The organism is Asticcacaulis currens (assembly GCF_028550395.1).
Taxonomy (GTDB): domain Bacteria; phylum Pseudomonadota; class Alphaproteobacteria; order Caulobacterales; family Caulobacteraceae; genus Asticcacaulis; species Asticcacaulis currens.
Window position 1 is genome coordinate 108,816 of the sequence record NZ_JAQQKW010000004.1, and the last position, 13,783, is coordinate 122,598.

The window sequence follows — 13,783 nt, forward strand, 5'->3', positions numbered from 1 at the left end:
GTTAGTGTTATGACTTTATTTGTCGCTATTCCGTTTCCTCATGGCGATGAGAGGGTCTAAGAGCCAGTCCATCAATGAACGCTCATCCAGGATCAGATCCGCTGTTAGACGCATTCCAGGCACAAGTGGCCAGGACCGCCCATATGCGGTCAGATTATTTCTGTCTAAGGCAACGACGACCTTGTACATCTGCTCACTTGTCTCAATCGGCAGTGGCAATTCATTTGGCATAACGGGAGCCGAGGACACTTCCATCACCCGACCCCCACCGACTCCGAATGTCTGATATGGAAACGCGTCGAACATCAGACGCACTTTCGCCCCCTGTTTTATAAAGCCGATAGCGCGGGAAGGTGCCCATAAATGAACTACCTGCGTCGAACCGCTTTCATCCGGAACAATCAGTGCCAACATTTGATTGGGGGCAATGACCTCGCCTGCGCGCGCTTGAAGGCTAGCAATACGTCCCGACCGTGAAGCCACTATGACCCCCCCTTGTGTCGAACGATCGTTGAACTGCTTCTCTTTCATCCGGGCGCGGTCTAGCGCCAATTCTGCACTGGATGCGGCAATTTGAGCCGTCATGGCGTTTGCTTGGCGGCTGACCTGTTGAATTTGGCTCTGAGCTTGGCGAATAGACTGCGTGATCTGGGCGAGGTTTTGCTTGGCCTGAAGCAATGCGTCTTCACGCTGTCGCAATTGGACGGCAGACATGAATTTTTTCTCGTATAGCTCGCGCGAGGAAACTACCGTGTTTTCCAAGAGGGTGACGCGTTCAGCCTGGATAGCTTCCTGCTTTTGATAGAGAGAAACATCCGCCATCAGACCGTCCACCCGAGCGTCAAGAGCGGCTTTCTCGAATTCTAACTGCGCTTTGCGCAATTGCCCCTGGTGCTCTGTAGACTGGATTTGGGTCTGGGTGGATTCATTGATACGTCCCGCTAGTGTTTCACCAGTCTCGAGTGTCAAGTCATACGAAACGGCGAATAGGGGCTGACCCTTCTTTACAACCTCACCGCTACTAATTAAAACCTCTTTGATAGCACCAGCGCGCAAAGGCGCCACTTTCGTTACTCCTTCTGCGGGGAATACAGCGCCCAGAACAGTTTCCTTTTTCGTATAGCGCGCCGAACACACAAACACGACAGCTGACGCGAAAGCGGCCGCCATGAAAGTTAATACAATCCAGTATTTTACGCTGGAGTTTTGAAATGGTGTCCCAACGCGTTGCCGAGCAAATTCAACCGCTTCCGAACGAAAGAACTCGCTCATTATCTCCCCCATGCACTACCCTAAACACATTAATGCTCGTCAAGGCGCTGGCGGCCATACCTTGGACTGGGTATTGTCAGTCGCCTTTGTCGGCCGGGTGTCCAGTCTGTACATCAACGTAAAGGAGGGTCCGAAATTTGCCCACAACGTGTCGCAAAAGGAATAGGGACACGCGGGACGTGAGCCTTCGTTCTTGCTCTTAGCTAGACCCGGGAAGGATCACCGAAGAATTCGACGGGCGTCAATGTGAACGGCCCGATCTGCGGGGGGGGGGCGGCCTTTGAAGAATCCGCCCTTGACAGCAGGATAGCATCTTGAGGTCCGAGGCCGCCACCCTCGTCGTGGTAAGAGCCATCCCAGGGTTCGGGCTTAAACAAATACTGAAAAGGCCAGACCCGGGTTCGGGCGCGACCGCACATCGGGCACCAGTTTCGGCCGGGCCCTTCGGCAAAAGGATTGCGCGAAGGTGCAAGGGTGTATTCGCATCGCGGACACCGTGCCCCCATCACAACCGACATACACGCCCATCCGATGGCGTTTAAGACCGCTATGGAGACTGCGCTCGGGTCACCCACCCACATGCCGTAAATGGCGCTGGCAGCGAGGACGACTCCTAGCAGGCGCCAGGATTGAAAGCAGATGGCCGCAACAATGCCCAGCAATGTGCCCCCTAATTGCCAAGGCTCGTTGTAACTAAAAACCGGTGAGGCGCTCAAGAAAAAGCCAACGACGAAAAAAGGGTGCCAACCAATAAGACATATCTCACCTCGTTATCCGTGCGAGCGTGAGACGCCGGTCGTTGAAGGCGCAGAACGCGGGCACAGTCGCACCCTCGCAGGTCAGACGAGGTGATAGGGTCGAATAACTTGACGGAGCGTCCCATGTCCCACTCATTGAACCCAACTCAGGTGCGTAACTATTGTGATTTAAGGCTCGCACCGCTCCTCCCCACCGGCAGCTTCAACCTACTCACGCAGGCCCTTTTGAGTTTGCGCAATATAAACATACCGCTCCCCTACAGGAAAGGCCGCATAGCTTTCTCCGAGCTGAGCCTTCGGTCCGGCATTGCTGTTGAAAATCTCCGCCCATTGAACAAGGCTTTGGTCCCCATACTGGCCGCCATGGCGCGCCAACGAATGAAGCCGGTTGCCATCCGCGTACCGTGACCGGTTCGATCGCCAAAATCGACGACGGTCCGTCCGCCTGAACATGACGTACCGCCGCTTCCGCCACGGTTCGATCAGGCGCTCTCGCGTCTTCTGGCCGATCACGGGGACAGCGCGTGGCGGGTTTCGTCTGCCTTGCGCGAGCAAGGGCTCACGCTTCACCGGAAAACCTTACGCGATTGGGCCGAAGGAACCACGCGTCCAAAAGGGCAAGCGCACTGGCCGCACCTGCGGGCCATCGCCGTGCGATACGGCTATCCCGCAGATGTCCTCGTCGAACGCCTTTCGTCCCAGAGCCGGTTGGAGACCGGTTCACTCGGTTCAGTCTCTCGCCATCTGAGAGGTGAGTTGGCCTGGCATCTGCCCGGCGATTTTAGCCTACGCCCAGCCGCGGAGCAGGCACAGATCCTAGAATGGGTGCATAGCACTTTCGGTACCGGCGGCACCGCCTATCGTCGATACGTCACGAAACGTTCTGAGACGCCCTATGCCTTGCGGCCGGACGGCGGCTCTCTTGATATGCCGACCTCCCTTCAGGCGGAGATAGAGGCGCTTATCGCCTTCAAAACAGCGGCCTTTGTGCCGATCGGCTTCCAGCGCTCCGGCGTGTGGAATGCCGAGACGGCCCAACAGAAACGGACACAGCTTGCGCAGATGTTTGGGGTGCTAAAGGCGGTCGGTATTAAGCCCCACGCCCTAACCCTCGGCCTTTTGGTTTTGCCAAAGGTCTGGGACCAGTGGCTGCGCTGGCGTGAAGAGACGCGCGGATTTTATGTGGCGGGTGAAGCCGACGCCCTCCGTTTCGCCCTGTCGTTGGTAAGGCCCGGCACCGGCTGGCTTCGACAGTCTCCTGATCTTGCTCAGCGCCTGCGCGTCGTCAAAGGTCTGGTCAGCCGGCAAGATATCGCCGAGATACGAGCAGACTGGACCGCGGCCTGTGACCGTTTCCTGACTTACACGCAGGGGCGCACTACCGACATCCGGCGCGTTACCCGCATCCATCGAGACCCTTTCGAGCCGATTCTCAGCGTTCTCGAGGCACCGAGCCCCGTCGGTGAATACCGCAAAATCTGTGATGAGATTGAACGCCGTATCCCGGACTGGAGGGTTTATCCGGTCGAGGCTGCCGAAGCCGTCCGGGCGCTGCTGATGCTGCGCTTAGGTCTTCACCTTGGACTTCGCCAACGGAACCTCCGCGAACTGCGTCTGTGCCCCAAAGGGAAACTGCCCTCATCCGAGCGGAAGCTGGAGGCGTTACGTTGCGGCGAGATGCGCTGGAGCGGTGATGTGTGGGAGGTGCTGATCCCTGCGGTGGCATTTAAGAATTCAAACTCATCTTTTTTTGCCGGTCGGCCTTATCGGGTTACCCTCCCGGACATTGGTGGCCTTTATTCCCTGATCGCTGAGTGGGTCCGCCGCCATAGGCCTATTCTGGTAGGGCGAGCGGCAGATCCTAACACCGTCTTTGTGGCCACCGCTTGCGGTCCTCGAAGCGATCTGACGCTGAGTAAAACGGCCTTCTACGACCTCTGGCGACAGGCGATCGCCCGTTATGGCGTTTATAATCCCTATACGCAGAGGGGCGCGCTTAAAGACCTGCTGCCCCATGGGCCCCATGCGGTTCGAGATGTTCTTGCCACGCATGTACTCAAGGCCACCGGTTCTTACGAGCACGCCGCCTATGCCATCCAGGACACCGCCGAAACGGTTGCCCGGCATTACGGACGGTTTGTACCGCAGGATAAGTCCTCACTGGCGGCCCAGATTATCAACCAAGTCTGGAGTTGAGCGGATTCGGGCTTTGACGGCGCCGGGCGGAGACGATAGCTTAGTCTCGTGGTCACGGCCCTCCATAAACTCACACGCGGAATTCTCCGCGCGCTGACCTATGGAGAAAATGCATGAATGGCCCCAAGAATATCCTGAAAACCAATCCCGCCCGGATCTTACGGCGCCGACCGCCTATTGAGATTTCGTTAGAAGACCTGGCAATGCCGTGGGCCGAGTTTTACGCGCTTCCAGAAGAATCGGACGCAGACGAGTCCGAAATGAAGGGGCCTGATGCCTCGTCGGCATGACGAAACGCCTAACGTCCCCCTTACCCACAACCCTTCCGGACCATCCGGGAGCACGTGCAGCACATGCAGCACGGATTCAGCACATTGAGCACATGCAGCACAGCATGCGCCCAAACAATAGGTTGAATTAACTCGCAAATTCACGATTCTCTTGCAACAGACATTGCAGGTGAGAGTCGGAGATGCCATCTGATATTACAAATAAAATAGTGGAGTTTGACGTAGCTGCAAACTTCGCCGTTTTAAGTAAGTGCCTAATGCTTTGATTTATAAGCATAAACGGCTCATATTGATTTTCGTGGTCGGCAGACCTTCCTCCTCCACCAGGGACAGGTTGATCACAATTGCGAAACGAGCCGGGGGTCCATACCCCGGCTCAACCCAACTGAGGAGAAGAGCATGGCAAGTGTACGAGAAGTCAGCGCAATCACCAAGAAGCAACTGGCGCTCCGCGACCATCTGTGGCCGAATGTTGAACCCTGGCTGTGGAACCGCAAGCTCAACAAGGGCTTCACCACCATCCCAAAAACCATGCCTTTGATCTTGAAGATCATGGACGAGATGACTAAGGGCGCGCCGGTTGGCGCGACGTACTTGGCGCTATGGTGCTCCACTTGGGACAATTCCTTCGTCTCAATCAACAAGCCCGCCGAACTGTCAAACGCCTCGGGGTTTGGTGGACAACGCGGCGAACACACCTGGGCCGGCAGAATGAAAAAGCTGGAAGAACTGGGCTTTATCGGGATCATGGCGGGAAAATCCGGTCCGATGAGCTCGGCCATTATATTCAACCCGCACTTCGTCATCCGCCAGCACTACAAGGCTAAGACACCGGGGCTAACTGAAGCTAGCTACACGTCCTTGATTGAAGCCGCGCTCGATCTGGGCGCCAAGGATATGCTCGAAGCTGAAACGCCGCTGCCGGCCAAGTCGCCCCAAGAGCTACGGGATGAGCCGACCTCCAATCCAGTTACTGACAAGAAACCTGAACCGGGCTCATCGGCGCCGGCGACACCCCCTTTATTCAAAGTGAACAAAACGGCCAAGTAGCATCTACCGGCTCCACAAAAAAGAGCGTAACAAAAACATACAACTGAGGACGACAGGCTGGGGGCGATATGGAAGGGTCATCAACCATCGAGGCAGACAATTTTGCCGAGGTTTATCAACTCACCAATGGCGCGCGCTTTTTCCGTGGCGATTTACACATACACACAGTTGTCGGCTCGCACGACGTTACGGACACTAATGCAACACCCGAGAACATCGTTCAGACGGCTGTTGCCGAAAAGCTCGATATTATCGCCATCGCCGATCACAATGAAATCGACGCGGTGGAGCGCGCGTTGAAAGCGTCCGCCTCGACCGGTGTTATGGTTGTCCCGGCGATCGAGCTAACGACGCCACAGGGCCATCTTCTTTGCTACTTCCCTTCTCTCGACGCCCTCAAGCGATTTCACGCACAATTGGCGCTCGAAGACCGGCATCAGTCGAACTCACGGTGCACCAACGGCATGACGGACTGCCTTGCCAAGACACAGGCGCTAGGCGGGTTCTGTATGCTTGCGCACGTCGACGGCCCTAAGGGACTTCATATAGAAGTGCCTGGTGGCCCACCGCACAAGGCGGACATAATATCGCATCCGGCGCTTTTAGGTATTGAGTTGAAAAGCGCCGCGTCCACCATTCGACTCACTTCGTCGGATTCTGATCCAGTTTGTGCTCAACTTGGCAAGCAGAGGCTGGAAAAAAATGCAGCCAACGCCCCGCTGGCGCGTGTCCTCAATTCAGACTCCCACACGCTAAACGCCATGGGGCGGAACGCGTCTGGCGACCAGAAGGTGACGCGTTTCAAGATGCAATCGCTTTCATTCGACGCGTTGCGCCTCGCCTTGATGGATAGCGACGCTAGGATCAGGATTGAAGAGGAAGTCCCCCGCAACATCCCCGTCATTAGCGGCTTGCGCCTTACCGGCGGCTTCCTCAAGGACCAAAGTGTCCATTTCAACAAGAATTTGAATTGCGTGATCGGTGGGCGCGGGACAGGGAAGTCCACACTATTCGAGGCTCTTCGCTGTTTTTCCATGCACCCCGGCGCCCCAAAGGTAGTCGACTCGGACGTTTGGCCCGACAAGGTTGAAGTGGAAATGATTGACGAAACCGGCACCACCCACCGCCTTGCCCGAAGCAAAGACGGCTTCGTCTACAACGTATTCGACACCTTCGAGGGCCCTGATAGTCTTCCGATCGAGTGCTATGGTCAGGGGGAAACCCAAAGGATCAGTGAGCAAGCGCAAACTGACCCGGGCGCCCTTCTCAGCTACTTGGACCGATTTACCAACGTCGGCGCAGAGCTGCGCACGGAAGAAGAGGCTCGCATCGCCCTCGCGGAAATCTATACAAAAATTGCTGAAGCCCAAGCCAACGTCGATCAAATAAAGCCAACGACGCGCGACCTAGCCGTGCGGCGCAAACAATTGAAAACCCTTCAAGATGGCCAGGCAAAGGAATTGATAGCGGCAAGCCGCCAGCTCGAACATGAACGGCAAGTCCGAAATACGATCCTTGAACAAGTGAAAGCGATACGCACCGGTCTCGACTATAGGGCGATCAAATCGAGTGTTACGAGAGTTAAAGCGTCGTCAAATCCATCTGAATTAAAGGTTGGCGCCGACGACTTCGCAGCTATCCAGAAAAGTATAGAAGAGTTTGAAGCCAGCCTAACGGGGACAGAGTCCAATTTAAGCGCAGCCTCATCAAAACTAAGTACGTCAGTCCAAAAGCTTCTTCAAGACTGGACAGCGAAAGAAGCGGCGTTGGTAACACAAATCGACCAAAAAAAGCGAGCTCTTGAGAGCCAAGGCGTTACGGTCGATTCTGCCTATATAAACCGCTTAGCTCAGGAGGAATCAAAATTAACGCAGGCCCTGGCAAACCTAAATTCATGGGTGCCACGTCTGAAAGATTTGGAACGGCAACGTACCAAGTTAGCAACCACCCGTTGGACGGCGAGGTCGAGGGTAGAAGGTAAGCGCGTGGCATTCGCCTCGGCCGCAACAGCGAAGTTGCGTTTGGCTCTAAGCGACCTGAACGTGTCCATGAAATTTGAACCGAACGCCTACTCGCCGTTGGCCTGCCAACTTATTGTCGAGAAAATGGGCTGGCGAACAAACCAAGTGCCGCGCGCTACGGTGCTCGTTGAAAAATTGACCCTGCCGAAGCTGCTAGACGCCATTGCCCTGAAAGACGCGGCCACAATTCAAGCACTAAAAACCGCCGAGGGAATTGCGGTATTTAATAGGCAGGATGCTGACTTGATCATCGAGCGAATGGGCGATCCGGCGACGTTTGCAAATTTGGCGACCATGCCAGTATCCGACAGGCCGAAGCTTACAGTCTCAAAAGCGTCAATCGACGCAGGAACAGCGCAATATCCCGTGCGTGAGTTCAATCAACTCTCACTTGGTCAGCAACAGTCGGTATTGCTCGCACTGATGCTATCGGCAGACAACCCGAATCCGTTGCTGATCGACCAGCCAGAAGACAATCTGGATGGTGAATTCATCTATAAGACTCTTGTGCCGGTTCTCCGGATGGCGAAAGAGCGCCGGCAGATCATCGTTGTAACACACAACCCAAATATCGCTGTCCTTGGCGACGCGGAGCAGATAATTACCCTTAAGGCAACGAATGAGCGCGCCGCGATCATGTCGCGCGGCTCGATAGATGATACCGGGACGCGCGACCTCGCGTGTGCCGTACTCGAGGGCGCCCGCGAAGCGTTCACCCGAAGAGCGAAAATTTACGGGGTCACATGAGCTTGATATCGCGATTAACTGACTTGACCTGAGGTAGGCAATCATGTCGAGAGCATCACGCGATGTGACGTTGTCGCGAATCATTTTTGAATGAACTGGCCATTTAAGTTCAGATATCGCAGTTGAAGACAGGTCATAGGGGTTCGCATGGCTTCGGACATTATCGGTCAAATCCACTCATTGATATCTGAAGTAAAGGGCCGAGATCTAAATGAGGCGGACACTCGGCATAGAGTTATAGATTTTATTTTGCACGACGTCCTCGCTTGGCCGCGCAATCGCGTGAACGTTGAAGAATACATTGCTCCAGGATACGCAGATTACGTTCTTACAAAGAGCAACGAAGACGCAATTTTGTTTATTGAAGCTAAGCGTGATGGCATTTTTTTTGAACTTCCACATGCTGTCAATTTAAGCGAACGCTGCACATATATCGCCATTAATAAGCTTCTGACCGATCAGAACATTTCCTCAGCCATGAAGCAAGTACGTGCGTACTGCCAAGATACCGGCTGCGAGTACGCCTGCGTCACTAATGGTAATGAATGGATCTTTTTTAAGACCTTCGAGCGAGGCCGGCGGTGGGAGACGCTAAATGCATTTGTGATAAGAGGCCTTGAATACTTTTCTGAGAATTACACGGCGGCGTACAATTCTTTATCTTATTCTTCCATTACCTCGAGGCTGTCTCTGATTTCCCTGCTAAATAGCGCCCCTAACCACGACCGGACAATTTATTACGCTAAGGATAGGATTCCATTCTACTCACACGCAATTACCGCGAACAAGCTAGCATCGACATTGCGCCCAATTGTAAATCATTACTTCGGCGTGATTGGTGATGATGATAGCGAGTTCATGGACCGCTGCTACGTCTCACAGAGAGACTACCAGCAGACTTTTGCTGGTATGCGCACGTTAATTGAAGACTCGCTCTCTCCGTACTTCGCCGAGTATGGCATCAGACAACTTGAAGATTCGGGTAAAGGCGGAAGTTTAGGCGGGCGCCTTACAAAGAATATAAAAAAGGGACGCAGAGGCGAGGTCCTTGTCCTCTTTGGGGGAAAAGGTGCTGGGAAATCGACCTTTATAAAGCGGCTTTTGCATCACAATCCGCCGCGTTGGCTTAGAGATCACGCCGTAATTGCAATTATTGATCTATTAAAGGTCCCCGAGGAACCCGATGTAATCAGAGAAAGAATTTGGGGCGGACTTGTCGCTAAGCTCGATAAGGACAATATTCTCGCGGGCGAAAGGTCTGATCTCCTTGAAAAGCTTTTTAAAGACAGGTTTGATATCGCAAATCGCCAAGAGTTGCATGGCCTCCCAAAGACTTCAGAAGCTTACAATACACAACTGAACGCACTCGTTTCAGCTTGGAAAAATGATAAGAAATATTGCGCCACGCGCCTTATGGAATACTGGAAATCGCAAGATTGCGGTATAATCGTTGTTATAGACAACACTGATCAGTATAGTGGGCAAAATCAAGATTTTTGCTTCGCAAGTGCGCAAGAGATTGCAAGCGAACTTAACTGTGTAACTCTCATATCGATGCGCGAAGAGCGTTTTTACAATTCAAAGATACACGGCGTCCTGGATGCATTTCAAAATGCTGGCTTTCATATCAGCTCTCCAAAACCGGCAGAGGTGTTTAAAAAGCGTTTGGAATACACGTCTGGCCTCCTGACGTCGCCGAGGGCGCGCCAACATATCGTTGAAGATGCCGACAAGGCGCTTATAGAGGATGCTGCTAGGTACCTCACAATTGTTAATAGGGAATTTTACAATGAAAGGTCACCTCTAAACGGCTTTTTAACTGCGTGTGCACATGGAGACACTAGAATGTCTCTCGATTTATTTAGGGCATTTTTGTTGTCTGGCTACACCAACGTCGAGGAAATGCTCGCCGCAGGCACCTGGAACTTCCAGATACATCAGGTTATTAAACCTGTAATGATACCAACTCGCTACTTCTACGATGAATTACTTAGCGACATCCCGAATATATACCAACTTAGATTCAATAGGAATGGATCTCATTTTACGGCTTTAAGAATTCTGCGAAAACTGTCGAAGAATTTGGACGGCGCGACCGCCGCTTACATGTCAATGGCAGCACTGAAAAGCTATTTTTTAGATACATTTAATATGCTGGATGATTTTATAAAGAATGTAGATATGCTTTTGAAGCACGGCTTTGTTGAATCAAATAATCGTCTGGATAGCTATTCCGACGACGTCGATAGTTTGAAAATCACGGGATATGGAATGTATATGTTCAAGGAGCTGTCCCATATATTTACATATTTGGACCTAGTTTGCACAGACACTGGCGTGTTCGAAGAATCGGTTAGTAATTACCTCGTGGAAGCAGCTAAGAAAGAATACACTTTATTCTTGAACAACGACCGTGTGAAGCGCGTTCAAACTCGCTTGGACAGGGTCGAAAATTTTATAACATATTTGCATTCTGAAGAGGAACGCGAAAAGGCGCAGTTCAGCTTGGGCATGGCAGAAGAGGATATGTTCACTTATCGGTGCATTAGGAATTTTGAGGTCGAAAAGGCAAGGGTTCTTGCTAGCGCGCACCGCCAACCTGCACGCCGTAAACAGTCTAGGCCATTGCCTTCACGCGCTCGTCCGCCACGACCGCCTAGGAAGAGGTAGACACCAGCTGTGAAAACCTGACAGTGTTATCGGCAATCGATGCTGCACGCTCCCTCATTGTCATAGCTCAATCAGCAACTGGGACCGCGTCGGACCATTTGTTTTTTGCCGACGTTGCAATCGCACAGGCGGCAGCAATCAAGTCACTTACATTTTGCACTGCGTCTGCCAAATGACTGTCGTCAAAATGTGTATAGCGCGCGGTACTTTCCAACTGTGCATGACCAAGCAGGCGCTGAATTGTCGGCAGCGGTAGAGATAACCGCGCGGCCTGGCTGGCGTAACTGTGACGGATATCGTGAAGTCGAATAACCCCCAGATTGGCTTTTCGCCGGATTGTCTGCCAGTAGTTGTCGATATCGATCCGGCTGCCGTATTGTCCCTTGAAAACCAACTCGCTCGCCTTGCCGCGCTTGATATTGGCGAGAATATCGCGGCCCTGGGTGCAAACAAACACGGTTCGCGCGCCGGTCTTGCTGTCATCGAGATAAATGCGGCTTCCCCGTACCTCGCGCCATTTCAGGCCGACAATCTCGTTTTTCCGGCATCCCGTCAGCAAGAGCAGCATGAGCGCGGCAGCATGGGCGGGGCTTTCTTTGCGGCTTTGGTCGATAGGACAGCCGAGGCGACCGAATTCCTGAGCGTTCAGAAAGCGGTCCATCTTGCGTCGAGGATTGGCCTTGACCTGGTGACACGGGTTGCTGCCTTCCGGCCGAAAGCCCCATTCCTCGGCTTTGCTCATGACGGCGCGCAAGCGGTCAAAGGCGCGGTTTACCGCGCCCGGAGAGCCGCGGCGCGCCGCCTCGACCATCCACTTCGCCACATCCTCATGCCTGATCTCGTCAATCCCCCTATCGATGAAAGCATCCTGAAGGTACCCGCCGCAAAGGCCGCTGCGGCGGCACCATCTACTGCTCCGTTGGCGCCACCGGCCACTTCATGCAGCGCCCCTCTGACCATGCCCCCCCCGGGAAGGCGGGCATCGATTGCGTCAATACCAAGCGGGAGGACGCAGCGGTCGAATGACCGTGCCTCACTGAAGCGCGCCCGAAGCGCCTGAAAACTGGATCGGCTGTCGGTGTACATGACATGCTCTATCCTTTCTGACTGCAATGAATTATGTTCCCTTTTTGTTCCCTGTCTTCCTAAGAGTCAAGCGGGGCTGCTGACAGCTTCCTATCTCCCCACTGCCTGACTGAGGCGTCCGAGTTGGAAAAGAACAGATTTCGCAAAGGCTTGGCTGAGACATACGCCATCGAATAAATTTTACACCGGCTGTTGCTGCGTCGTTTGACAATCATGCGGGAGAGGCGGACCTTCAATGGGGAAAGGATCACCCATGCGCGCGATCAACATCGATAAGGCTGTATTGAAGAAGGCCAGCAACCAGGGTGCGGAGTACAAAACGCCGCTGTTTACCGCCAATGACGCGTTTTTCCATGTCCCGCAGCGGAGCGAGACACGCGAATGGAAAGAGACGTGGACAAGCGAAGAGATAATGGCCGAACTTGAGCGCGTGAACCCCAGGCTCAAAAAGATCATGGATGACTTCGATAATGGGCTTCTGGAATTCTATGAACTGCCCGATCTCAAGACAGAGGACGAGATCCTTCAGTTTCTTAGCGAACGTTAAAGCCCATAGGCCCCGCAGAAAGGATTACTCATGCGCGCGATCGGCATCGAAAAGGCTGCCTTACACAGGACTGGCACCGGGCCTGCGGAGTATAAAACGCCTCTCTCGACGGCCTGTGATGGCTCTTTCCGTGTCCAGCAGCGAAGCGAAATCCGTGAATGGAGCGGGACCTGGACGGGCGAAGAGATAATGGCGCAGCTTGAGCGAACACACCCTGATCTGAAAAAGATTATGGACGACTTTGACAACGGAAAGCTTGAGATATTTGAGTTTCCTAGATTTGAGACCGAGGCCGAATATTTAAGGTTCATCGCTGAAAGTTAAGACACCTCTACGTGCCACGGCGACCTTAACCACATTGGGTATCCACGTAGGTCACAGCCCTACTGACCCACCAAGGCCTAACGCGCACACGGCTGGCCTCACAGTTTGGAACGCTTCATGTGCAACCTACTCCGTCCGCACCAATCAGCAGGCCATCCGCGATATTACGCGAGCCATTCTCGATCTGGCTGGAAACCTGCCGCCTATGCCAGGCGTTTACCCCGACTATGCGGCCCCAATAGTGCGCGATACACCCGCAGGTCGGACGCTTCAAATGGCGCGATGGGGTCTGCCGTCCCCCGCTTTTGCCCTTGAGGGAAAAAGACCGACGGAGGCGTGACCAATGTTCGGAGTACGGCCTCGCCACATTGGCGCCGCTGGCTGGGCGTCGAAAACCGGTGCCTCGTGCCTTTCACATCGTTCGCCGAGCCTGATCAGGCCGGCGGCACCAAGGCCAATCACTGGTTCGCCTTCGGTGAGGACCGACCACTCGCGTTTTTTGCAGGCGTCTACGTTCCGGACTGGACTAGCGTGCGGAAGCTTAAAGAGGGCGAAGTCACGACGGACCTCTACGGGTTCTTGACTACCGAGCCCAATTCTGAGGTCAAAGCGGTCCACCCCAAGGCCATGCCGGTCATCCTGACGGAAGCTGACGAGTGGGAATCATGGCTGCGAGCCGAGTGGTCTGAGGCGAAAGCGCTTCAGCGGCCATTGCCCGATGGGGCACTTTCTGTGGTGAAGATAGGCGGAAAAATGGATGGGGCCGACGATGCCGGGCAACCTCAAGCCAATCTGCTATAGTCTTCAGTGGTAGCAAGGCGG

The 13,783-nt window shown here is 53.8% G+C and carries 9 protein-coding genes; 7 read left to right on the top strand and 2 right to left on the bottom strand.

The window, feature by feature from the left end; genetic code table 11:
- Nucleotides 1-15: 15 nt before the first annotated feature.
- Nucleotides 16-1,272 carry an HlyD family secretion protein gene (locus tag PQU94_RS08110; RefSeq protein WP_272740960.1) on the bottom strand — a complete coding sequence of 419 codons (1,257 nt, stop codon included), beginning with the start codon at nucleotides 1,270-1,272 and terminating at the stop codon, nucleotides 16-18.
- 1,514 nt (nucleotides 1,273-2,786) lie between these two features.
- Here PQU94_RS08110 and PQU94_RS08115 point away from each other — a divergent pair.
- The 4 genes from PQU94_RS08115 to PQU94_RS08130 all read left to right on the top strand — a co-directional run bounded on the left by PQU94_RS08115 (nucleotide 2,787) and on the right by PQU94_RS08130 (nucleotide 11,004).
- On the top strand, nucleotides 2,787-4,226 hold the full coding sequence (locus PQU94_RS08115) for a hypothetical protein (RefSeq protein WP_272740961.1): 1,440 nt from the start codon (nucleotides 2,787-2,789) through the stop codon (nucleotides 4,224-4,226).
- 689 nt (nucleotides 4,227-4,915) lie between these two features.
- The gene (locus PQU94_RS08120) at nucleotides 4,916-5,566 is read left to right on the top strand and encodes a hypothetical protein (protein ID WP_272740962.1); all 651 of its coding nucleotides are present in this window, start codon (nucleotides 4,916-4,918) and stop codon (nucleotides 5,564-5,566) included.
- 68 nt (nucleotides 5,567-5,634) lie between these two features.
- Nucleotides 5,635-8,334 carry a TrlF family AAA-like ATPase gene (locus PQU94_RS08125; RefSeq protein ID WP_272740963.1) on the top strand — a complete coding sequence of 900 codons (2,700 nt, stop codon included), beginning with the start codon at nucleotides 5,635-5,637 and terminating at the stop codon, nucleotides 8,332-8,334.
- 147 nt (nucleotides 8,335-8,481) lie between these two features.
- A complete protein-coding gene (locus PQU94_RS08130; RefSeq protein WP_272740964.1) occupies nucleotides 8,482-11,004 on the top strand; it encodes a hypothetical protein in 2,523 nt (840 codons plus the stop codon).
- Nucleotides 11,005-11,071: 67 nt separating this feature from the next.
- Here the strand turns inward: PQU94_RS08130 and PQU94_RS08135 are convergent, their stop codons facing one another.
- Nucleotides 11,072-11,827, bottom strand: a complete 756-nt coding sequence (locus tag PQU94_RS08135) for a tyrosine-type recombinase/integrase (RefSeq protein WP_272740965.1) — start codon at nucleotides 11,825-11,827, stop codon at nucleotides 11,072-11,074.
- Nucleotides 11,828-12,343: 516 nt separating this feature from the next.
- On the opposite strand from PQU94_RS08135, the gene PQU94_RS08140 reads away from it, so the two are divergent.
- From PQU94_RS08140 to PQU94_RS08150, 3 genes are all read left to right on the top strand, one after another.
- A complete protein-coding gene (locus tag PQU94_RS08140) occupies nucleotides 12,344-12,637 on the top strand; it encodes a hypothetical protein (RefSeq protein ID WP_272740966.1) in 294 nt (97 codons plus the stop codon).
- Nucleotides 12,638-12,667: 30 nt separating this feature from the next.
- The gene (locus PQU94_RS08145; RefSeq protein WP_272740967.1) at nucleotides 12,668-12,961 is read left to right on the top strand and encodes a hypothetical protein; all 294 of its coding nucleotides are present in this window, start codon (nucleotides 12,668-12,670) and stop codon (nucleotides 12,959-12,961) included.
- A gap of 336 nt (nucleotides 12,962-13,297) precedes the next feature.
- Nucleotides 13,298-13,762, top strand: a complete 465-nt coding sequence (locus PQU94_RS08150) for an SOS response-associated peptidase family protein (RefSeq protein ID WP_272740968.1) — start codon at nucleotides 13,298-13,300, stop codon at nucleotides 13,760-13,762.
- The last annotated feature ends 21 nt before the right edge of the window (nucleotides 13,763-13,783 follow it).